This is a genomic window from Streptomyces sp. sk2.1 (assembly GCF_008120935.1).
Taxonomy (GTDB): Bacteria; Actinomycetota; Actinomycetes; order Streptomycetales; family Streptomycetaceae; genus Streptomyces.
Map to the genome: position 1 here is coordinate 152,221 of NZ_RDBO01000020.1, position 19,470 is coordinate 171,690.

Sequence of the window (19,470 nt, forward strand, 5' to 3'; positions counted from 1 at the left end):
CCCGTGCGCGGACGGCGATGCTGAGGCGATGAGCGACCGGCCCGCCGACTCGGCACCTCCCTCCTTCCGGCGCTGGGAACAGCGCACCGAGGTGCCGCTCCTCGTCGTCTCACTGGTCTTCCTGCTCGGCTACGCGGTGCGCGTCCTGGCCCCGTACGACGCCGGGATCTGGCGCGACCTCGCCCTCGCCCTGGTCTGCGCCACCTGGCTGGTCTTCGTCGGGGACTACGTCGTACGGCTCCGGCTCAGCGGCCTGGGCATCCGTTTCGTCCGGGTGCACTGGCTGGACACGGTGGTGCTGCTGCTCCCCCTGCTGCGGCCGCTTCGGCTGATCCGCGTCTACACCGCGGTGCAGCGGCGCCGGCAGCAACCGCGGCTGAGTCTGTACGCCCGCGTGATGGCCTACGCCGGAGCGAGCGCGCTGCTGCTCGGCTTCTCCGCCGCGCTGGCCGTCTACCACCAGGAGCGCGCGGCACCGGGGGCCTCGATCCGCACCTTCGGGGACGCGGTGTGGTGGGCGTGCGAGACGCTCACGACGGTGGGGTACGGGGACGCGGTCCCGATCACGCCGAGCGGCCGGTTCGTCGCGTCGGGCCTGATGGCCTGCGGGCTGGCGCTGCTGGGAGCGGTGACGGGCTCGTTCTCGTCGTGGATGCTGCAGGTGTTCCGGCGGGAGGACGAGAAGAGGCCCCCGGAGAGCGGGTAGCTCTCCGGGGGCCTCTCGCGCCGTGTCCGTCAGACCTGGACGCGGTCCTCGACGGCCTTCTCGATCTTGGCGATGGCGTCCTCGACGGGGATGCCGTTCTCCTGCGACCCGTCGCGGTAGCGGAAGGAGACGGCGCCGTTGGCCATGTCCTCGTCGCCCGCGATGATCATGAAGGGCACCTTGGCCTTCTGCTGGTTGCGGATCTTCTTCTGCATCCGGTCGGACGAGGCGTCCACGTCGACCCGCAGCCCCTTCTTCCGCGCCTTGGCGGCGAACTCCTGGAGGTAGGGGATGTGCGCGTCGCCGATCGGGATGCCGACCGCCTGGACCGGGGCCAGCCACACCGGGAACGCACCCGCGTAGTGCTCCAGCAGCACCGCGAAGAAGCGCTCGATGGAACCGAACAGGGCGCGGTGGATCATGACCGGGCGCTGCTTGGTGCCGTCCGGACCGGTGTACTCCAGGTCGAAGCGCTCCGGCAGGTTGAAGTCGAGCTGCACGGTCGACATCTGCCAGGTGCGGCCGATGGCGTCCTTGCACTGGACCGAGATCTTCGGGCCGTAGAACGCGGCGCCGCCCGGGTCCGGGACCAGCGGCAGGCCCTGCTTCTCGGCGACCTGGCGCAGCGTCTCGGTGGCCTCTTCCCAGATCTCGTCCGAGCCGACGAACTTCTCCGGGTCCTTGGTGGAGAGCTCCAGGTAGAAGTCGGTCAGGCCGTAGTCGCGGAGCAGGTTCAGGACGAAGGTGAGCGTCCGGTCGAGCTCCTCGGCCATCTGCTCCTTGGTGCAGTAGATGTGCGCGTCGTCCTGCGTGAAGCCGCGCGAGCGGGTCAGGCCGTGCACCACGCCGGACTTCTCGTACCGGTACACCGTGCCGAACTCGAAGAGGCGCAGCGGGAGTTCACGGTACGAACGGCCGCGCGCGTCGAAGATCAGGTTGTGCATCGGGCAGTTCATCGGCTTGAGGTAGTAGTCCACCCCGTCGTCGAGCTGCATGGGCGGGTACATGCCGTCGGCGTACCAGTCCAGGTGGCCGGACTTCTCGAAGAGCTTGCCCTTGGTGGCGTGCGGGGAGTAGACGAACTCGTAGCCCTCCTCCTCGTGCCGGCGGCGCGAGTAGTCCTCCATGGCGCGGCGGATGATGCCGCCCTTGGGGTGGAAGACCGCGAGGCCGGGGCCGATCTCGTCGGGGAAGGAGAAGAGGTCCAGCTCGTTGCCGAGCTTGCGGTGGTCGCGCTTGGCGGCCTCCTCCAGGAACTCCAGGTGCGCCTTGAGCTCGTCCTTGGTGGGCCAGGCCGTGCCGTAGATGCGCTGGAGCATCGGGTTCTTCTCGCTGCCGCGCCAGTACGCCGCAGCGTTGCGCATCAGCTTGAACGCCGGGATGAACCGGGTGGTCGGCAGGTGGGGACCCCGGCAGAGGTCCTTCCAGCACAGCTCGCCGGTCTTCGGGTCGAGGTTGTCGTAGATGGTCAGCTCGCCGCCGCCCACCTCGACGTCCGCGCCGTCGTCCGAGGACGCGGCGCCCTTGATGCCGATGAGCTCCAGCTTGTACGGCTCGTCGGACAGCTCCTCGCGGGCGTCCTCGTCCGTCACGACCCGGCGGGAGAACCGCTGGCCCCGCTTCTGGATCTCCTGCATCTTCTTCTCGATGGCCTTGAGGTCCTCGGGGGTGAACGGCTTCTCGACGTCGAAGTCGTAGTAGAAGCCGTCCTTGACCGGCGGGCCGATGCCCAGCTTGGCCTCGGGGAAGAGCTGCTGCACGGCCTGGGCCATGACGTGCGCGGTGGAGTGCCGCAGGATGTTCAGGCCGTCCTCGGAGGAGATCTCGACGGGCTCGACGACCTCGCCGTCGGCGACGACGTACGCGAGGTCCTTCAGCTCGCCGGCGACCCGGGCCGCGACGACGGTGCGCTCGCCGGGGAAGAGCTCGGCCGCCGTAGTGCCCGTCGTCACCACGCGCTCTTCCCGCTCGGAATCGCGTTGGATGGTCACACGGACGTCTGACACCGGTCTCTCCTGACTCAGGGGGAACGCACGCGTTCGCTGTGCGCGTGCGATACGAATCGTACCGAGCCGCGGGCCCCCTCTGCGAAACGGTTCGGGCGCCGGGCCCCGACGCCACCCCCGCGGTCCCCTCCCCCGGTCCTATTCGCCGGTGCACGCCTCCTCGAAGTGGTCGACGTTCTCCTGGAGCGACTTCATCAGCCGGTCCCGCTCCGCCTCGTCGACCTGCACGGGCACCACCTGCGTGGTGCGGGTCAGCCGCCGGAAGCCGCCGCGGCTCTCCAGCCGGCCCTCCACCCTGACCGGCAGCCCCACCAGATGGGCCTGTCCGGCGATCCGGTACGCCTCCTCGTCCAGCTCCAGCCGTACGTGCGGCACCTCGGCGCCCGCCAGTACCCGCAGCCGCACGATCCCCGGTCCGCGCGGTGCCGAGCGGCGCATCCTGACCACGGCGCCGGTGATCCGGACCGTCACGGCGGGTTCGTTCCTGAGGTAGCGGGCACCCGCCCGGCGCAGGGCCGGCAGGTCGCCCGGGGAGAACTCCACCGGTTCGGGCCGGGGTGGGCAGCCCTCGGGGGTTCCGGCGGCAGGGGCCCACTCCAGGGCGATCCCGGCCCCTTCGGAGCCCCGGACCAGAGCGACCAGGGCCTCGGTGAGCTCCCGGCTGACGCCCGCCCCGACCGCCGTGTCGAAGGCTTCGAAGCCGCCGGTGGCCCGCTGGTAGTCCACCGCCTCGCGGGCCGCGTGCAGGGCGTGGTGGAGTCGTACGGCGACGGCGCGGCCCGCCTCGACCGGGAGGTAGGCGGTCAGCGCCCGGCCGCCGGGCGCGGGCCCGACGAGGATGTCGTCCAGTGCCGCCCCGGCCCGCCTGCGGTGCCGTGCGCCGTGGTAGCCGGTGCGGTCCCGTACGGCGAGGGCCCCGGCCAGCAGGATCTGCCGGGCGGCGGTGTGCAGCCGTTCGGCCTCGGTCCAGCCTGCCGCTCCCGCCGTGCCCGCGGCCGGTTCGGGGGCCTCGCGCCACCAGCGGATTCCGTCGCTGGGCACAGCGAGGGAGACCAGTACGTCGCGGGCGGAGGGCACGGCGCTGCGGGCGAGTGCGGTCAGCGCCTCGCCGAGGAGGTCCTCGCTGTCGGGGAAGGCGGTGCTGTCGGGGACGAGCAGGCTGGTGACGCCGCCGGGCGGGGCGGGCGGACCCGGCGGGGTCCAGCGGCTGTAGCGCCCGGCCGCGCCGCCCCGGCGCCGCCAGCCGTGCCGGGCGAGGAGGGCGCCGAGGACCGCGGGGTCGACGCGGGCCGGGTCGGGGATGTCCCCCGGCGGTCCGGAAGGATGGGACCACGGCCCGGCGGGCTCGCCGGGCCGCGGGCGGGTGGCCGACGGGATCGCTCCGTCGGCGGGCTCGTCCATCGGCCGGTGCATCAGGGTCTCCCTCCGGCCCCTACGCGGGTCATGATCTCGCAGAGCGCCCGGTCGTCGAAGATGCGCGAGGTGGGGATCCGCACGGTGGTCCTGTGCCGGCCCGTCACCGGGTGTCCGGCCAGGTTGGTCCAGTAGCAGCAGTGCCGCAGGTCGAGCCGGTCGTGCCCGGCGCGCAGCCAGTCGTCCTGACTGCGCGGCACGATCATCACGACGAGGATCTTGTGCACCGACACCGGGGTCCGGGCCAGCTTCACGAGGTGGGCGTTGTCCAGCGTGAAGGAGAACGCCGGTCCCGGCGGCCGGGGCGGCAGTTGGTAGGTGCACTTGAGCTGCACCTTGATGGTCACCTCGTCGTCCACGGTGTGGCCGGGGGCGCCGTGGCTGACGTGCCAGTCGATGCCGCTGTCGGGGAAGGGCTGCGACAGGGAGCACCCCGCCGCGGCCGCGACCGCGTGCAGATAGCCCACCTGAAGGGTCTCCATGCAGGCGGTGGTGGCGAGTGTGCCGCGCAGCGGGGCGACCCGCTGGGGCAGCAGTCCGCTCGGTTCGGGCTGCGCGAGCGCCATGGCTGCGAGTGCCTCCCGGGCTGTGCCGATCGGGGTTCTTCGGTGCGGGTGGCGGACAACTTCCTTACCCGTCACCTGTGTTGTCACCGCACGGAGCGGCCCGCAAACGGCGTACCAGGCAAAGCGCGCGGGTATCACCGAACCGGGCAGGGGAATCACACCGCCTGCCGTCCGGACACGAGGAGTTCGGGGATGACTCATTGGTACGAGGGGCCACTGGCCGCTTTTGACACCGAGACAACAGGAGTCGACGTCGAGGGGGACCGGATCGTTTCGGCCGCCCTGGTCGTCCAGGACGTGGCGGGCGGACGGATGCGCGTCACCCGCTGGCTGGTGAATCCGGGCATTCCGGTGCCTCCCGGGGCGATCGAGATCCATGGTCTGACCGACGACCACCTGCAGCGCAACGGCCGTTGGCCGGCTCCGGTGGTGGAGGAGATAGGCCGGGCGCTGGCCGAGCAGTCCGCGGCCGGGCGCCCGCTGGTCGTGATGAACGCGCCGTTCGACCTGACGCTGCTGGACCGGGAGCTGAAGAGGCACCGGGCCTCGTCACTCGCCCAGTACCTCCAGCACGCGCCGCTGTGCGTGCTGGATCCGCGCGTGCTGGACAAGCACCTGGACCGCTACCGCAAGGGACGGCGCACCCTCACCGATCTCTGCGAGCTGTACGGCGTGGTGCTCGACGGGGCGCACGACGCGGCGGCCGACGCGGCGGCGGCGCTGGAGCTGGTGCGGGCGGTGGCGCGGCGGTTCTCGTCGCGTCTGGAGCGGCTGACCCCGGCGGAGCTGCACACCCTGCAGGCCGTGTGGCACGCGGCGCAGGCGCGCGGCCTGCAGGCGTGGTTCGCGAAGAACGGCACCGAGGAGGCGGTGGATCCGGCGTGGCCGCTGCGCCCGGCGCTTCCCGCCGCGGCGTGAGGTGACCGGCCGCACCGGTCCGGTACCGGTGCGGCACGCGTGGAAGGAAGCAGTGGGGAGAAACAGAAGACCGGTCCGTCGCTGTTGCTGACGGACCGGCCTCTTCCGGGTGGGCGATACTGGGTTCGAACCAGTGACCTCTTCGGTGTGAACGAAGCGCTCTCCCACTGAGCTAATCGCCCGGGAACGGGTTGAACCATACAGGGCTCGGCGGGTCGGGTTCAAACTCCTTCCAGCCGGGCCGCCAGTCCCCGCCGTCCGGCGCGCATCATCAGGGCGTGATTGGCGCGGAACACCGGGCGTCCGGGCACCGCGAGGAGCCGCATCAGCCGCTTGCGCACCTCGACCTCCTGCTCGTAGACGGCCCGGCTGCCGTCGCCGTACGGGACGACCGTCCACCGGGCCCAGCCCTCCAGGTCACCGCCGAGGATCGCCTCGACGACCCGGGCCCGCGGATCGCGTCGGCTCTCGCGGACGGTCATGACGAGGTCGTACGGGAGGACGGAGCGGATCCGGGCGGTGCCGGTGGTGGCGTCGAGCCGGGCGACCTCGCGGAACTGTGGCCACCAGCGCGGGTAGTCGTCGGCGCGCAGGAGGATCTCGTAGACGGTGTCGGGCGGACCGGGAAGGTCCCAGATGCTCAGGAAGCGGTAGTGGCTCCAGTCCATGGTCCCAGTCTGCGGGTACTCAGCCGGGGAACTGAGTATCCGAGCGCATGTTTGAACCTGTGGCTCGCACCACACTCCGTGGCATGGAACATGTGCCGCCGCCCGCCGAGGAATTGGCGCTCCTCGATCGCGAACTGGCCCGACTGGACGCCCGCCGGTCCCAGCTGCTGGTTCGCCGTGCCTGGCTGGTGAGTGTGCTGACGCCGCCCGCGGCGCCGGCCCCGCCGCGGTTCGCCGGTTCGTTCGGTCCTCCCCCGGCCGCCCCGTTCGGGCCCCCGGTCGCGCGGGCCGAGCAGCGCAGCGCGCAGAACGTGCTGCTCACCCTGGGCGGTCTGCTGCTGGCGATCGCSGCGATCGCCTTCACCCTGGTCAGTTGGGGCCACATGGGGATCGGCGGCCGTTCGGCGGTGCTCGCCGTGGTGACGCTCGCCGCGCTCGCCACCCCCGCCGTGCTGCTGCGCCGCGGACTGTCCTCGACGGCCGAGTCGCTCGCCGCCCTGGCGTCGGTGCTGATGGTCCTGGACGCGTACGCCCTGCACCGGGTGGCGGTGCCGGAGGCCGGCGGGGCGGGTTTCGCCGCGGTCGCCTCGGCGGTGCTCGCGGTGCTGTGGTGCGCGTACGGGCTGCTGCTGGACCGGCTGCGGCTGCCGCTGCCCCTGGCGGTGGTGAGCGCGCAGCTGCCGCTGCTGCTGTGGGCGTGGTCGGCGGGGGCCGGTGCCTCGGTGTTCGGGTGGGCGCTGCTGCTGACGGCCGCGCTGGACTGCGCGATCGCCGTGCGGATCACGCGGCTCCCGGTGCGGGTGACCGCCTGCGTCGGTTGCTGGACGACGGGGCTGCTGGGGCTGCTGGTGGCCCTGGGGCAGTCCGTCTCGGCCGGGTCCGCCCCGGCCGCGCTGGCTCCGGCCGCGCTGCTGCTCACGGGTGCGGCGATCGCGCTGGCCGGGGCGTGGCGCGCGCCGACGGGGTTCGCGGTGGCCGGTGGTCTGCTGGCGGGGCTCTGCGGGGTGGCCGCGGTGGGCGGTGTGCTGCGGGCCGGGGCGGACTGGGACTGGTCGGTCCCGGTGTATCTGCTGTGCGGGGTGGCGCTGCTGGTGGCCGTGCGCGCCCCGTTGCCGCGGCCGGTCGGGCAGGGGGTGCTGTGGGCCTCGGCGGCGGTGGTCGCGACCGCCGTGCTGGACGCGCTGCCCGCGGTCGGCGTGTCGTTGCTGGGTCCGGTGTCGCGGCTGGGCGAGGTGTGGTCCGGGGTGCCCGACGGCGGTGTGCGGGGCGCGCTGGGGGCCGGTGGTCCGGCGTGGTCCCACATGACCGCGGCTCCGGTGGTGCTGCTGGCGGTGGCCGGTCTGGCGGCGTCGGCGCACCGGTCGTGGGACCGGCTGGTCCGGGCGGCGGGTCCTGTGGTGTCGCCGGGCGCTTCCTGGCGGGGTGCGGCGGGGGCCGTGGCGCTGGGGCTCGGCTGGGCGGGGCTCGTCGTGTCGCCCGCGGTGCTGGGGTTCCCGTACGCGGCGGCGGTGGCGACGCAGTCGGTGCTGGCCGCCGGGGCGTTCGCGGTGGCGGTGGCGGGGTTGCGCCGGGGCGCGGGCGTCCTGGGGACGACCGCGCTGGTGTGCGCCCCGGCCGGGGCGGTGAGCGCGGGGTTCCTCTCGCTCGCCGCGCAGGGCGCGACGTACGCGGTGTTCGGGGTCCTGCTGGTGGTGTGCGCGGTGGCCGCCGTGCTGCTCGACGGGGTCGCGGGACCGCTGGCGCAGTCCCCCGCCGCCCCGGCGGCGCCCTCCGTCCGGTTGCCGTGGATCGCGCAGACGGTGGCCGCGTGCGGGGCCGTGCTCTGCGCGACGGTGCTCGCCCGTGCGCTCGGGGCGTCGTGGGGGCTGCCCGTCCATCAGGCGGCGCCGGTCCTGCTGGTGGTTCCCGTGGCGACGGTGCTGCTCGGGGCCCGGCTGGGGAGCCGTCCGAGCGCGCTCCCCGTGGAACTGGCCGGGGCCTCGGCGGCGGCGGTGGCGATCTGCATGGCCCTGCCGGACCGGCCGTTCCTGGCCCTGGTGCTGGCGCTGTGCGGCGTACTGTCGGCGGGTACGGCCGTACGGGCCGAACGGCGGCCGGTCGCCGGGTATCTGGCGGTGGCGCTGTTCGTCCTGGCCGCCTGGGTGCGGCTGTCGGCCTCGGGGGTGTCGGACCCGGAGGCGTACACACTGCCGGTGACGGTGCCCGCCCTGGTGGTCGGCGCGCTGCGGCGGCGCCGCGACCCGGAGGCGTCGTCGTGGGCGGCCTACGGGCCGGGGCTCGCGGCGACGCTGGTGCCGAGCCTCTTCGCGGCCTGGGTCGATCCGCACTGGCTGCGGCCCCTGTTGCTCGGTGCGGCGGCGCTCGTGATCACGCTGGCCGGTGCGCGACTGCGGTTGCAGGCGCTGTTGCTGCTCGGCGGTGCGGTGCTCGCGCTGGACGCCCTGCACGAACTGGCGCCGTACGTGGTCCAGGTCGTCGGCGCGCTGCCGCGCTGGCTGCCGCCCGCGCTGGCCGGGCTGCTGCTGGTGGTCGTCGGGGCGACGTACGAGCAACGGCTGCGCGACGCGCGACGGCTGAAGGAGACCCTGGGCAGGATGCGCTGACGGAGCGTCCGACGGCCGGTCCGCAATGCCCGTCGCGGGGCTCCGGGCCGGCCGTCGGCCGTCCGTCCGGCACCGGTCGCCCGCCGGGCGGGGAAGCGGGTGCCGCGAACTCGCCCGCGAAATGGAGCAGTTCGCGCCGCACGCCGACGCAATGCAATTGCGACGCAGTTCTCGAATGGCCCGGGACATTGCCCGCGGAGCGGCACGGCGAACTCTTTCCGGGAATTCCCGCCGCCCCCGGCGGCCTGCCCGTACGCGATATCCGGATACGGCTTGTCGATTAGCGGATCACACTCCGTCCGCCGCCGCCCGGGCCGAATCATTCGCGAAAGCGCTCACGTCCCGCACGGGAAGGACGCGCACCGGACCGGAGGAAAGCGGAGCGGGAAACACGGAGGGCCCGTGAGACTCTGCGTCTCACGGGCCCTCCGTCCGGGGTGGGCGATACTGGGTTCGAACCAGTGACCTCTTCGGTGTGAACGAAGCGCTCTCCCACTGAGCTAATCGCCCGGGTGCGGACCAAACATTACCCCATGTCAGCGGTGCCCCGTGACCACCCCCGGATCAGCCCCGCACCCGCCCCGGGGTCACTCGTTGATCTTCCAGGGCATGACGATGCCGAACTTCCAGACGTAGATCCCCACCAGCACCGCGACGATCACCAGTCCGGTCACGGTGAGGATGATGTTGCGCCGCCGGACCTTGGGGTCGAGCGCCCGCTGGGCGGCCTCGGTGACCTTCCGCCTCGTCCAGCGGAGCACCAGCTGGGCCCAGACGAACTCGGTCGCCCAGATCGCCATGCCGCCGAAGATCACCAGCCAGCCGGGGCCGGGCAGCGGCAGCATGATGATCCCCGCCACGACCACGGCGAGACCGACCACGAAGACGCCGACCTGCCAGCTCAGGTGCAGCGTCCTGGACGCCTTGATGAAGCCGGGTGCCCTGGATCCGAGCTCCCGGTCCTCCTTCGTCACCTCCTGGGTGGCCTCCCCCGTCACGCCGTCCGACCCATCCCCCGCGGCGGGGCCGGCGGCCGCCCGTCCGGCGCCTCCGCCCCGCTCGTCACGCTCCGCATTCATGGAGGACAACCTACCGGAACGGTCTTCGTCACCGGAATGGCCGCATAACCGAAAGTTACACACCGCCGTACGAGCTATCCGAAGGAACACAAAAAGGTCAGAGGGGTTTACAACGCCACCGTAGGTGGCATGTCGATTTCGCCGACGTGCGAATCCCCGAGCGCACACTGAGCGAAAGGCCCTGGCGCTTATGAACACCACGGTCAGCTGCGAGCTGCACCTGCGCCTCGTTGTGTCGAGCGAGTCCTCACTGCCTGTACCCGCGGGCCTGCGGTATGACACGGCCGATCCGTATGCCGTGCACGCCACCTTCCACACCGGAGCGGAGGAGACGGTCGAATGGGTATTCGCCCGCGACCTCCTCGCCGAGGGGCTGCACCGCCCCACCGGCACCGGAGACGTCCGCGTCTGGCCATCCCGTAGTCACGGCCAGGGCGTCGTCTGCATCGCGCTGAGCTCACCGGAGGGCGAGGCCCTGCTCGAAGCCCCGGCGCGGGCCCTGGAGTCGTTCCTGAAGCGGACCGACGCCGCGGTCCCACCAGGCACCGAGCATCGTCACTTCGACCTCGATACGGAGCTCTCCCACATCCTGGCCGAGAGCTGAGCCAGGCGGAGAGCCGCGCGGCGCCGTCCGACTCGGGGAGACGGCGTCGCGCGGACAACCTCATACGGCCGGCACCGGCGCCGTGACCACACGATCCACCGTGGTCACGGCGCCGGTGCGCGTCCGCCGCACGGTCCCGTCCGGCGGCCCGGGTCCCGTCCGGGCCGGAACGCGCCCGTACGGGACCCGCGGCCGCCCGCCGGTCCCCATGACCGGCCCGTGGCCGGTATGCGCTCACCGCACCCCGCACGGGCCCTCTCGGCCCTCTGCGCCCCGCCGCCGAGCCAGTAGAGTCAGCCGGCATCGGCGGGCACCCGCCCGCCGGAGGCAGGGAGCGAAAGCGTGCTGATCCCACACGACACCCGGATCGCCCTCGACACGGTGGTCGATCTGCTCAACACCGCACCGGAGAGCGAACCGCCGTCGGGCGGGGCGCGGCCCGAGGACGGACGGGGCGACGGTCTCGCCGGCGTCGAGACGCTGTACGACTTCGCGCGGCGCCACCGCATCAGCGGCGTCGGCACGCTCGACGAGAAGGACCTGCGGGCGGTGCGGGATGTACGGGCCCGTTTCGCGGAGATCTTCGCGACGGACGACACCCAGCTCGCCGCCTCGCTCGTCAACACGCTCGTCGCGGCCGCCGGCACGACGCCGCAGCTCAGCAATCACGACGGCTACGACTGGCACGTGCACTACTTCGCGCCGGACGCCTCGATCGCCGACCACCTCACGGCCGACTGCGGCATGGCGCTGGCCTTCATCGTGGTGGCGGGCGAGCTCGAACGGCTGCGCAGGTGCGAGGCGCCGGACTGCCGGCACGCCTTCGTCGACCTGTCCCGCAACCGCTCCCGCCGCTACTGCTCCAGCCGCACGTGCGGCAACCGTCTGCACGTGGCCGCGTACCGGGCGCGCCGCAGGGAAGCGGCCGGCTGACCGTTCACAGCATGAACAGATCGTGCAGCGCGGCCATCAGCAGCAGGCTGCCGATCACCCCGAGGAAGATCATCAACGGGGGCTGGGAAAGCGCGAAGAGGCAGCCGCGCGGCTCTTCGGCAGGGGGTGCGGGGGCATCGCCCCGGGAGGTGTCCACCATCTCGGGACGATCATGACGTACTCAGGACCCGCCGAACGCCAATAGGCCTCATCACGACGGGAGTTCACTCGTACCGGGTCGTCCGTGATTCGCTCCGGCGGCCGATCCGCCGTCACGTGTTCGGCAGTGTTCCCGGCTCCGCCGGGCCCGGCGCCGCTCCGCCCTCGCGCCCTCGGTCCGGCATCGTGCTGGAGGCCCGCACCACGAGTTCCGGCCGGAGCACCACGTCGCGGTGCTCGTGGGTGCCGTCCTCGTCGTCCGACTCCTCCAGCAGCAGCTCCGCCGCCATCCGCCCCATCACGGCCGCGGGCCGGCGGACCGAGGTGAGCGGCACGGCCGCCGCGGCGGCGAACTCGATGTCGTCGTACCCGACGATGGCCATGTCGTGCGGCACCCGGACACCCGCCGCGTACAGCGCCTGCAGCACGCCGAGGGCGAGCAGGTCGTTGGCGCAGAACACCGCGGTCGGCCGGGGCACGAGGCCGAGCAGCCGGGCCCCGGCGTCGCGGCCGGCCGCCACGTCCAGGCGTTCGGAGGGGATCTCGACGAGCGCCCCGGGCGGCAGTCCGCCCTCGGCCAGCGCCGCCAGGGCTCCCTCGCGCCGGTCCCTGATCTGCTGGAGGTCGCCGGGGCCGCTGACGTACGCCACCGAGCGGTGTCCGGCCGAGACCAGGTGGCCGACGGCCAGGGCGCCGCCGCGGACGTCGTCGACGGAGACCGCGCAGGTCCCCCCGCCGGACGCCACCCGGTCCACCAGGACGAAGGGGATCCGGTGGCGGCGGAACGCCGCCAGGTTCCGGCCCGTCGCGTCGGCGGGCGTGACCAGGACGCCGCACACCCGCTGCTCGGCGAAGAGCCCCAGGTACTCGGCCTCCTCCGCCGGGTCCTGGTCGCTGTTGCAGACCATGACGCCGAGGCCGGCCCTCCGGGCGGCGCGCTCGGCACCCCGGGCCACGTCCACGAAGAACGGGTTGCCCATGTCGAGGACGAGCAGCGCCATGATCCGGCTCCGGCCCGCCCTGAGCTGGCGCGCCGACTCGCTGCGCACGTACCCGAGTTCCTCGATGGCCGCCAGCACCCGGGCGCGGGTCTCCGGCAGCACCGCCTCGGGCCTGTTGATCACATTGGACACCGTGCCCACGGAGACTTCGGCCCGTCGGGCCACATCCTTGATCCCTGCCACACGCGCCACTCGTCCTGCCCCACCGATGCCCTCGGCCGCGCCCGTCCGCGGCGTCGCCCCATCGTACGGACGGCGCCCCGGGGCGGTCCGCCGCCCGGTGCGGCGCGGGTCAGATGCCGTGCTTCTTCAAAATGGCCTCGATGTCGCTGAAGTCGTCACCGGACGAGGCGGGCTGCTGCCGGGGCTTCGCCTTCGGGGCCGCCGGTGCCCCGGCTCCCAGGGAAGGTGCCGAGGCCCCGGGGGCGACGGCGTCCGCCCGCGCCGCCCGTGCCGCGGCCCTGCGTTCCTTGCGGGTGCCGCCGCTGCGGCGTTCGACCGCGCGCGTGGCCGTGAACAGCACCCAGGCCAGCGCGAGCAGCCCGAAGCCGGCCCAGATGCTCGGCTTGAAGGCGATTCCGGCCACCCAGTCCACGATCCCGGTCAGCGCCAGCCCGATCGGGACCAGCGAGTAGGCGGCGATCCGGGCGGCGGCGAGGAAACGCCTGCGGTACGCGGTGACGGCGGCGATGCCCAGGCCGGCGGCGGACACCGCGGCGCAGATGGTCTCGGCAAGCATCGGTGCCTCCAGGCGCACGGGGAAACGTCCCTTCCATCCTGCACCGACGACCGGGCGGGCGGCCATGACGGAGGACCACATCAGGGACTTTTCAGGGCCGGGATCCTCCCCAGGTGCCGCCCCGGGGCCACCGGGACGGGTGCGGTTCGGGAGGCGCGGGCGGGGCCTGGGAGACTGGTCCCATGAGCGATTCCACCCCTGCCGCGCCCGTCGTCCTCGACATCTGGTGCGACCTCCAGTGCCCCGACTGCCACCGGGCCCTCGACGATGTGCGGGCCCTGCGGGCCCGGTACGGCGACCGGCTGGAGGTACGGCTGCGGCACTTCCCGCTGGAGAAGAACAAGCACGCCCACGCCGCCGCGCAGGCCGCCGAGGAGGCCGTGGCCCAGGGCAAGGACTGGGCGTACGTCGAGGCCCTCCTCGCCCGCACCGACGACCTCGGCCGCGTCGGCGAGCCGCTGCTGATCGAGGTGGCGCGGGAACTCGGCCTGGACACCGAGGAGATGGACACCGCCCTGATCGACGGACGGCACATGCTGATCGTCGACGCCGACCAGGCCGAGGGCAAGGCGATCGGGGTCACCGGCACCCCGACGTACGTGATCGGCGACGAGCGGCTGGACGGCGGCAGGAGCCAGGACGGGCTGCGGGAGCGCATCGTGGAGATCGCCGACCGGCTGCTCGCCGAACGGGGCTGAGCGGACGGGGCCGGACGGACGGGTCAGAGGTCCTTGGCCAGGTTGTACCGGGCCGTCCGGTAGCCGAGCGACTCGTACAGCCGCAGGGCGGGCGTGTTGGAGGCGAACACGTGCAGCCCGAGCAGGCGGAGGCCCGCGTCCAGGACGAGGCGCTCCGCCTGCAGCATCAGGGTGCGTCCGTGGCCGCGGCCCCGGTGCTCCTCGGCCACCTCGACGTCGAAGACGAATCCGGCGCCCACGCCCTCGATCTCCTCGCGCACCGACACCCACACGTGGCCGACGACCGCGTCCCGGTCCACCAGCACGTGGAGGAGCATGCCCTCGGTGTCCCGGCCGTCCGGCAGATTGCGCTCGTGGTCGGACACGGACTTGCGCATGGCCTGCTCGGCCGGCACGCCCCGGTCGGTCCAGGACTTCGCGTACTCCTCGACGCTGGTGCTCAGCCAGGTGTCGAACTCCTCGGCGGACATCGGCCTGGCGACGACCCCGTCCGGAAGCGCGGGGGCCTCGGGGCCGAGTTCCTTGAGCATGTTGCGGCTGCGCTCGGTGTAGCCGAGCGCGGCCGCCAGGCCCCGGGCGGCCTCGTCGTCCGCCGGCGCCTCCAGGCGGACCTGGGCGCAGCCCCAGCCGCGCAGCACCTCCTCGGCGGCGAGCGCGGCTATGGTGCCGCGCCCGCGCCGCCGGTCCGGTTCGTCGATGCGCAGGGAGCGCAGCACGCCGGCCCCCGCACCGAACGCCGCGTCGGTGCCGACCTCGACGGAGCCGACGGGCCGTCCGTTGTCGCACACGTCGTACGCACGGGTCTTCGCGCCGTCGGCGCCTTGCTGGATCGGCCCGGTCGGCCGGAGGGTGGTGGTCATCAGTGCTGTTCTATCCACCCGGCCCCGCCGCGTCACCCGGTTTTACGGATTCGGGGTGCCGGTCCTACGGGTCGAGGTCGTTCCCGGCCCGCTCCTCGAAGATCCGCATGGCCTTCGCGGTCACCGGCCCGGGGCCGCCGGGCAGCTCCCGGTCGTCCACCCGGTGGACGGCCTGCACATCGCGCAGCGTGGAGGTCAGGAAGATCTCCTCGGCCCGTTCCAGGACGTCGAACGGCAGCTCGGTCTCCTGTGCGCCCGTCCATTCCACGGCCAGCGCGCGGGTGATCCCGGCGAGGCAGCCGGAGGCGACGGGCGGGGTGTGCAGCTGTCCGTCGAGCACGACGAAGACGTTGGAGCCGGTGCCTTCGCAGAGCTGTCCGACCGTGTTGGCGAAGAGCGCCTCCGACGCGCCGTGCTCGTGGGCGCGGGCGAGGGCGACGACGTTCTCGGCGTACGAGGTCGTCTTGAGCCCGACGAGCGCACCGCGTTCGTTGCGCGTCCAGGGGACGGTGATCACGGCGGTGGTGTCGGGGCGGCGGGCGGCCCCGCCGAGGGCGATGACGAGCCCGGGGCCCGCGTCGCCGCGGTCGGAGCCGAGCGGGGAGAGTCCGCCGGTGTAGGTGATGCGCAGCCGGCCGAGCGGCATCGGGTTGGCGTCGATGACGGCGGCGCAGCCCCGGCGTATCTCGTCCGGGTCGGGCTCGGGGAGGCCGAGGCCGCGGGCCGACCGGGCCAGCCGGTCGAGATGGCGGGTGAGGGCGAAGGGCCTGCCGTCGGTGGTCCTGATCGTCTCGAAGACGCCGTCCCCCACGGTGAGCCCGTGGTCGAGCACGGACACCCTGGCGTCGTCGGCGTCCCGCAGGCCGCCGTTCACCCACATCCTCATCATGCGGTCCTTCCTGTTGTTCCGTGTTCGCCCGACGCCACCGCGAGCAGTCGGGACGCCTTGAGTTCGGTCTCGTCCCATTCGCGTTCGGGATCCGAGCCCCAGGTGATGCCGGCCCCGGTGCCGAAGCGGAGCACCGGCACCGTTCCGGTCCGGTCGATCCAGAAGGTGCGTATGCCGACGGCGAGCGAGGCGGTGCGGCGGTCGGCGTCGACCCAGCCGATGCCTCCGCAATAGGGCCCGCGCGGCGCGGTCTCCAGTTCCCGGATGATCCGCAGGGCGCTGGACTTGGGCGCCCCGGTGACCGATCCGGGCGGGAACGCGGCGTCGAGGAGTTCGGGCCAGCCGACGCCCTCGGCGAGTTCGCCGCGCACGGTGGAGACGAGGTGGACCAGGCCGGGGTGCTTCTCGACCACGCAGAGGTCGGGGACGGTGACCGAGCCGGTGGCGCAGACCCGGCCGAGGTCGTTGCGGACCAGGTCGACGATCATCACGTTCTCGGCGTGGTCCTTCTCCAGCAGGTCGCCCTCGGTCCGGCCGGTGCCCTTGATCGGCCCCGACTCGACGGTCCGGCCGTCCCGCCGGAGGAAGAGCTCGGGGGACGCGGTGGCGATCTCGACGCCGTGCGCGGGCAGCCGGATCGTTCCTGCGTACGGGGCCGGGTTGCCCCGGGCCAGCAGCGCGGTCAGCGCGTCCACGTCCGCGGCGGCCGGGTCGGGCAGGGGCGCGGTCATCACCCGGCAGAGGTTGGCCTGGTAGACCTCGCCCGTCGCGATGTGTTCACGGATCCGTCGTACGCCCGTGGTGTACATGGCCCGGTCCAGGGACGAGGTCCAGTCGTCGACCGCGGGGCCGCGCCAGGCGCCGGGCACCGGGGCGGGCACCGGCCGCCTGCGTACGGAACCGAAGCGCGCGCAGACGAGGCGGCCCTCGAAATCGGCGGAGACGGCCCAGAACCCGGTTGATTCGAGGGCCGCGGGATCACTGGTCACATCCCGCAGGTCGGTCGCGAGGAGGCCGTCGAAGCGGGCCATTGGAGCAAGGTCGTGCACGCGGTCGAGTCTAGGGTCTTCCGTCCGGGTCGGGTCGGGCCGGTGAGCGGGGTCCGGACCCGCGACCGCACCCCGGCCGGACCCTCCCCCACCGGGGCCACCTGGGCTTTCGGTCGGTGCCCCGGGCCCGCGCGTCAGGGGGCTCCGTGGGGCGGGGTTTGCCGGGAGGGACGCCCGGGGGACGTGCGGCGACCCGCACCGGGGCGGGTGCACCTCAGCACGCTGCGCAAACGCGTTTTTGTACTGGCCGGGGAATCCGCTAGAGTTCAACACGTCGCCGGGACGCGCAAGCGGACCGGGAAAGACAAGCGGACGTAGCTCAGTTGGTAGAGCGCAACCTTGCCAAGGTTGAGGTCGCCAGTTCGAACCTGGTCGTCCGCTCGCAGAAAAGTGGGGGATCTTCCCGAACCCTCACTCCGGGTGGAGTGGCCGAGAGGCGAGGCAACGGCCTGCAAAGCCGTCTACACGGGTTCAAATCCCGTCTCCACCTCCAAGGACGATTAGCTCAGCGGGAGAGCGCTTCCCTGACACGGAAGAGGTCACTGGTTCAATCCCAGTATCGTCCACTGATCCGCAAGGATCCCCGCGCGATTAGCTCAGCGGGAGAGCGCTTCCCTGACACGGAAGAGGTCACTGGTTCAATCCCAGTATCGCGCACGCAGTACACGCAGGTTCACCCTGCGCGATTAGCTCAGCGGGAGAGCGCTTCCCTGACACGGAAGAGGTCACTGGTTCAATCCCAGTATCGCGCACCATCGAGAGCCCCGGTCGTCATCGACGACCGGGGCTTCTTCGTTCCCGCCGGGCGCGGTGGACGCCCGTGGGTCCGGACGGGAGACGTCCGGACCCACGTGGTCAGGCGCTCGGTGCGGCCGTCCGGTTCAGGACGAGAAAAGCATGCGGCCGAAGCTCTTGTGCCGGTAGTGGCCGCCGTGGTGCTGCGGCGCGCCCCAGGCGGGCGCAGGGGCGGCGGGGTACGCCTGCGGGGCCGGCGGCGCGGGCGGGGCCTGCTGCGCCCACTGCGCCTCGATGCGGGTGAGGGTCTCCAGCTCGCCGTAGTCGAGGAAGATTCCCCGGCAGCCGCTGCACTGCTCGATCTGGATGCCGTTGCGGTTGTACGTGTGCATCTGCGCGTGGCACTTGGGACACTGCATGGTTTCGGCTCACTCCTCGTTCTGGGACCGCCGTCGCCGGAAGGGATGTCCGCCGACGGTCGGTTCAGCCTACGACGACTGCCCGGCGGCCAACTCCGGCAGGAGGGAGGCGATTCGGGCGCAGGCGTCGAGCATCGTCCGCTCCACCTCGTCCGGAGCCCGTCCCTCCGCCGCGGACTTGGCGATCGCCAGCGCGGCGGACTGGACGGTCAGGGCGCGGGCCGGGACGTCCAGTTCGGGCCAGGGGTCGCCCTCGGCGCGTACGGCGGGGCCGCCAGCGGCCCGGTAGGCGCCCAGGAAACGGGACCAGACCTCGGGGGGCAGGAGGCCGGCCGCGTACCAGGCGGCGGGGCGGGCGAGGTCCCAGGCGGGGTCGCCGAGGCCGAGGTCGTCGACGTCGATGAGCAGCCAGGGCCCGTGCGCGTGATGCTGGGGCGCTGAGCGGCGCCCGGGGTCCGGAAGAGCGGTCCGGACCGGGACATCCGGCCCGGGGGCTTCGGGGTTCCGGGCGGGGCGGGGGTGCAGCGGTGCGAGCAGGATGCCGGCGAACCGGGGATCGTCCGCGAGGGCGAGGCGGGTGAGCAGACCGGGGGCGTCCGTGCCGGGGGCGTGGGCCTTGGCGACGACGGTCCCGCTGCGGACCACGGTGCCGTCCGCGCGGTCCGCGAGCACCGTCGGGGACGGGCAGGCGCAGGGGGTCTCGGGGCGCGGGTGCGCGGCCCGGTGGGCGAGGTCGCCCAGCGCGCGTATGACTGCGGTGGTCACGGTCTCCCCCGGTGGCGAGCGGATGCACGGGCGGTCCGGTCCGTGCCGGGCCCGTCGACGAGCGTACGCGCGCCGGAGGGCGCCCCGGACGCATGGGGGTGGGCGCTCCGTCGTGAACGGTTCCGGAAAACGCGATGTCCGGTCAGCTCCCCAGCTGACCGGACAAACGCTGCCGTCCGCCGCACCCCCGTCCCCACGGGGCTGTTGGCCGGATGTCCCGGTCCGGACCGCTCTTCCGGACCCCGGGCGCCGCTCAGCGCCCCAGCATCACGCCCACGGACGACGCCTGTGTGACCACCGCGTCCCAGCCGCCGAAGACGACCACGAGCAGGGCCGCCAGGGGAAGAACCATCGCCGTCGCCACCAGGGGGTGGCGCGTGCCGGACGACGGACGGGCGCCGAACGCAGTGTGGAACCTGCGCCCCCGCGTACGGATCATGGTCCGCGTTGCCGTGTCCGCCATGGTTCCTCTCCCGACTCGATATGGAGCGGCGGGCGTGTGACCTCGGGGGACGAGTGTTGCGCCCGCCGCTTGACCTCAACAGTAGGGACGCGGGGGACGGACGACGTCATGCCCGCGTACCTAATGCCGGGCCTCCCGGAGGATGAGCCACCGGTGGGCGATGTACTCCCCTGGGTGGAGAACGGGTGCGCGCCCTT

At 72.9% G+C, this 19,470-nt stretch carries 20 protein-coding genes and 7 tRNA genes; 11 read left to right on the forward strand and 16 right to left on the reverse strand.

The window, feature by feature from the left end:
- Positions 1 to 28: 28 nt before the first annotated feature.
- Positions 29 to 706, forward strand: coding sequence for a potassium channel family protein (locus EAO76_RS04065; RefSeq protein ID WP_148833416.1), 678 nt, complete (start codon positions 29 to 31; stop codon positions 704 to 706).
- Between the two features lie 29 nt (positions 707 to 735).
- Here EAO76_RS04065 and thrS read toward each other — a convergent pair whose 3' ends face one another.
- The 3 genes from thrS to EAO76_RS04080 all read right to left on the reverse strand — a co-directional run bounded on the left by thrS (position 736) and on the right by EAO76_RS04080 (position 4,691).
- Complete coding sequence (gene thrS, locus EAO76_RS04070) at positions 736 to 2,712, reverse strand: threonine--tRNA ligase (RefSeq protein ID WP_148833418.1); 1,977 nt, start codon at positions 2,710 to 2,712, stop codon at positions 736 to 738.
- Positions 2,713 to 2,850: 138 nt separating this feature from the next.
- Positions 2,851 to 4,125, reverse strand: coding sequence for a hypothetical protein (locus tag EAO76_RS04075; RefSeq protein ID WP_148833420.1), 1,275 nt, complete (start codon positions 4,123 to 4,125; stop codon positions 2,851 to 2,853).
- Positions 4,125 to 4,691: a DUF4365 domain-containing protein gene (locus EAO76_RS04080; protein ID WP_148833421.1), complete on the reverse strand. Its 567-nt coding sequence runs from the start codon at positions 4,689 to 4,691 to the stop codon at positions 4,125 to 4,127. Before EAO76_RS04080 ends, EAO76_RS04075 begins: the two co-directional genes overlap by 1 nt.
- A 192-nt stretch (positions 4,692 to 4,883) precedes the next feature.
- On the opposite strand from EAO76_RS04080, the gene EAO76_RS04085 reads away from it, so the two are divergent.
- Positions 4,884 to 5,609 (forward strand): 3'-5' exonuclease, encoded by a 726-nt coding sequence (locus tag EAO76_RS04085; protein ID WP_148833423.1) that lies wholly within the window; start codon positions 4,884 to 4,886, stop codon positions 5,607 to 5,609.
- Between the two features lie 110 nt (positions 5,610 to 5,719).
- Here EAO76_RS04085 and EAO76_RS04090 read toward each other — a convergent pair.
- Together EAO76_RS04090 and EAO76_RS04095 are read right to left on the reverse strand one after the other, a co-directional pair.
- Positions 5,720 to 5,791, reverse strand: a tRNA-Val gene (locus tag EAO76_RS04090).
- A 39-nt stretch (positions 5,792 to 5,830) separates the two neighbouring features.
- Positions 5,831 to 6,277 carry an SRPBCC family protein gene (locus EAO76_RS04095; protein WP_148833425.1) on the reverse strand — a complete coding sequence of 149 codons (447 nt, stop codon included), beginning with the start codon at positions 6,275 to 6,277 and terminating at the stop codon, positions 5,831 to 5,833.
- 83 nt (positions 6,278 to 6,360) lie between these two features.
- Between EAO76_RS04095 and EAO76_RS04100 the strand changes: the two genes are divergently transcribed.
- Complete coding sequence (locus tag EAO76_RS04100; RefSeq protein WP_187438459.1) at positions 6,361 to 8,880, forward strand: SCO7613 C-terminal domain-containing membrane protein; 2,520 nt, start codon at positions 6,361 to 6,363, stop codon at positions 8,878 to 8,880.
- A 438-nt stretch (positions 8,881 to 9,318) separates the two neighbouring features.
- Here the strand turns inward: EAO76_RS04100 and EAO76_RS04105 are convergent.
- Positions 9,319 to 9,390, reverse strand: a tRNA-Val gene (locus EAO76_RS04105).
- 77 nt (positions 9,391 to 9,467) lie between these two features.
- Complete coding sequence (locus EAO76_RS04110; protein WP_148833428.1) at positions 9,468 to 9,959, reverse strand: TIGR02611 family protein; 492 nt, start codon at positions 9,957 to 9,959, stop codon at positions 9,468 to 9,470.
- Positions 9,960 to 10,149: 190 nt separating this feature from the next.
- Here EAO76_RS04110 and EAO76_RS04115 point away from each other — a divergent pair, with 190 nt between their 5' ends.
- Both EAO76_RS04115 and EAO76_RS04120 read left to right on the forward strand, forming a co-directional pair.
- Positions 10,150 to 10,563 carry an SsgA family sporulation/cell division regulator gene (locus EAO76_RS04115; RefSeq protein ID WP_003959770.1) on the forward strand — a complete coding sequence of 138 codons (414 nt, stop codon included), beginning with the start codon at positions 10,150 to 10,152 and terminating at the stop codon, positions 10,561 to 10,563.
- A 342-nt stretch (positions 10,564 to 10,905) separates the two neighbouring features.
- Positions 10,906 to 11,496, forward strand: coding sequence for a CGNR zinc finger domain-containing protein (locus EAO76_RS04120; protein WP_148833429.1), 591 nt, complete (start codon positions 10,906 to 10,908; stop codon positions 11,494 to 11,496).
- Between the two features lie 4 nt (positions 11,497 to 11,500).
- On the opposite strand, the gene EAO76_RS44345 is transcribed toward EAO76_RS04120, so the two are convergent.
- The 3 genes from EAO76_RS44345 to EAO76_RS04130 all read right to left on the reverse strand — a co-directional run bounded on the left by EAO76_RS44345 (position 11,501) and on the right by EAO76_RS04130 (position 13,395).
- Positions 11,501 to 11,656, reverse strand: a complete 156-nt coding sequence (locus EAO76_RS44345; protein ID WP_187438460.1) for a hypothetical protein — start codon at positions 11,654 to 11,656, stop codon at positions 11,501 to 11,503.
- 112 nt (positions 11,657 to 11,768) lie between these two features.
- Positions 11,769 to 12,848, reverse strand: coding sequence for a LacI family DNA-binding transcriptional regulator (locus tag EAO76_RS04125; RefSeq protein ID WP_148833431.1), 1,080 nt, complete (start codon positions 12,846 to 12,848; stop codon positions 11,769 to 11,771).
- A gap of 100 nt (positions 12,849 to 12,948) precedes the next feature.
- Positions 12,949 to 13,395, reverse strand: coding sequence for a hypothetical protein (locus EAO76_RS04130; RefSeq protein WP_148833433.1), 447 nt, complete (start codon positions 13,393 to 13,395; stop codon positions 12,949 to 12,951).
- Between the two features lie 182 nt (positions 13,396 to 13,577).
- On the opposite strand from EAO76_RS04130, the gene EAO76_RS04135 reads away from it, so the two are divergent.
- A complete protein-coding gene (locus EAO76_RS04135) occupies positions 13,578 to 14,093 on the forward strand; it encodes a DsbA family protein (protein WP_148833435.1) in 516 nt (171 codons plus the stop codon).
- Positions 14,094 to 14,116: 23 nt separating this feature from the next.
- Here the strand turns inward: EAO76_RS04135 and EAO76_RS04140 are convergent, their stop codons facing one another.
- The 3 genes from EAO76_RS04140 to EAO76_RS04150 all read right to left on the reverse strand — a co-directional run bounded on the left by EAO76_RS04140 (position 14,117) and on the right by EAO76_RS04150 (position 16,873).
- Positions 14,117 to 14,953 carry a GNAT family N-acetyltransferase gene (locus EAO76_RS04140; protein ID WP_148833436.1) on the reverse strand — a complete coding sequence of 279 codons (837 nt, stop codon included), beginning with the start codon at positions 14,951 to 14,953 and terminating at the stop codon, positions 14,117 to 14,119.
- 64 nt (positions 14,954 to 15,017) lie between these two features.
- Positions 15,018 to 15,839 (reverse strand): aminotransferase class IV, encoded by an 822-nt coding sequence (locus EAO76_RS04145; RefSeq protein WP_148833438.1) that lies wholly within the window; start codon positions 15,837 to 15,839, stop codon positions 15,018 to 15,020.
- Positions 15,839 to 16,873 (reverse strand): chorismate-binding protein, encoded by a 1,035-nt coding sequence (locus EAO76_RS04150; RefSeq protein ID WP_148835562.1) that lies wholly within the window; start codon positions 16,871 to 16,873, stop codon positions 15,839 to 15,841. Before EAO76_RS04150 ends, EAO76_RS04145 begins: the two co-directional genes overlap by 1 nt.
- Before the next feature lie 326 nt (positions 16,874 to 17,199).
- On the opposite strand from EAO76_RS04150, the gene EAO76_RS04155 reads away from it, so the two are divergent.
- The 5 genes from EAO76_RS04155 to EAO76_RS04175 all read left to right on the forward strand — a co-directional run bounded on the left by EAO76_RS04155 (position 17,200) and on the right by EAO76_RS04175 (position 17,646).
- Positions 17,200 to 17,272: transfer RNA gene (locus tag EAO76_RS04155), tRNA-Gly, on the forward strand.
- Between the two features lie 38 nt (positions 17,273 to 17,310).
- Positions 17,311 to 17,384: transfer RNA gene (locus EAO76_RS04160), tRNA-Cys, on the forward strand.
- Position 17,385: 1 nt separating this feature from the next.
- Positions 17,386 to 17,457: transfer RNA gene (locus EAO76_RS04165), tRNA-Val, on the forward strand.
- A 19-nt stretch (positions 17,458 to 17,476) separates the two neighbouring features.
- Positions 17,477 to 17,548: transfer RNA gene (locus tag EAO76_RS04170), tRNA-Val, on the forward strand.
- 23 nt (positions 17,549 to 17,571) lie between these two features.
- Positions 17,572 to 17,646: transfer RNA gene (locus EAO76_RS04175), tRNA-Val, on the forward strand.
- Positions 17,647 to 17,772: 126 nt separating this feature from the next.
- On the opposite strand, the gene EAO76_RS04180 is transcribed toward EAO76_RS04175, so the two are convergent.
- The 3 genes from EAO76_RS04180 to EAO76_RS04190 form a co-directional block, all read right to left on the reverse strand.
- Positions 17,773 to 18,045: a zf-TFIIB domain-containing protein gene (locus EAO76_RS04180; RefSeq protein WP_148833440.1), complete on the reverse strand. Its 273-nt coding sequence runs from the start codon at positions 18,043 to 18,045 to the stop codon at positions 17,773 to 17,775.
- A 69-nt stretch (positions 18,046 to 18,114) separates the two neighbouring features.
- A complete protein-coding gene (locus EAO76_RS04185) occupies positions 18,115 to 18,810 on the reverse strand; it encodes an aminoglycoside phosphotransferase family protein (protein WP_148833442.1) in 696 nt (231 codons plus the stop codon).
- 253 nt (positions 18,811 to 19,063) lie between these two features.
- Positions 19,064 to 19,273 carry a hypothetical protein gene (locus tag EAO76_RS04190; protein ID WP_148833444.1) on the reverse strand — a complete coding sequence of 70 codons (210 nt, stop codon included), beginning with the start codon at positions 19,271 to 19,273 and terminating at the stop codon, positions 19,064 to 19,066.
- Positions 19,274 to 19,470: the final 197 nt, after the last annotated feature.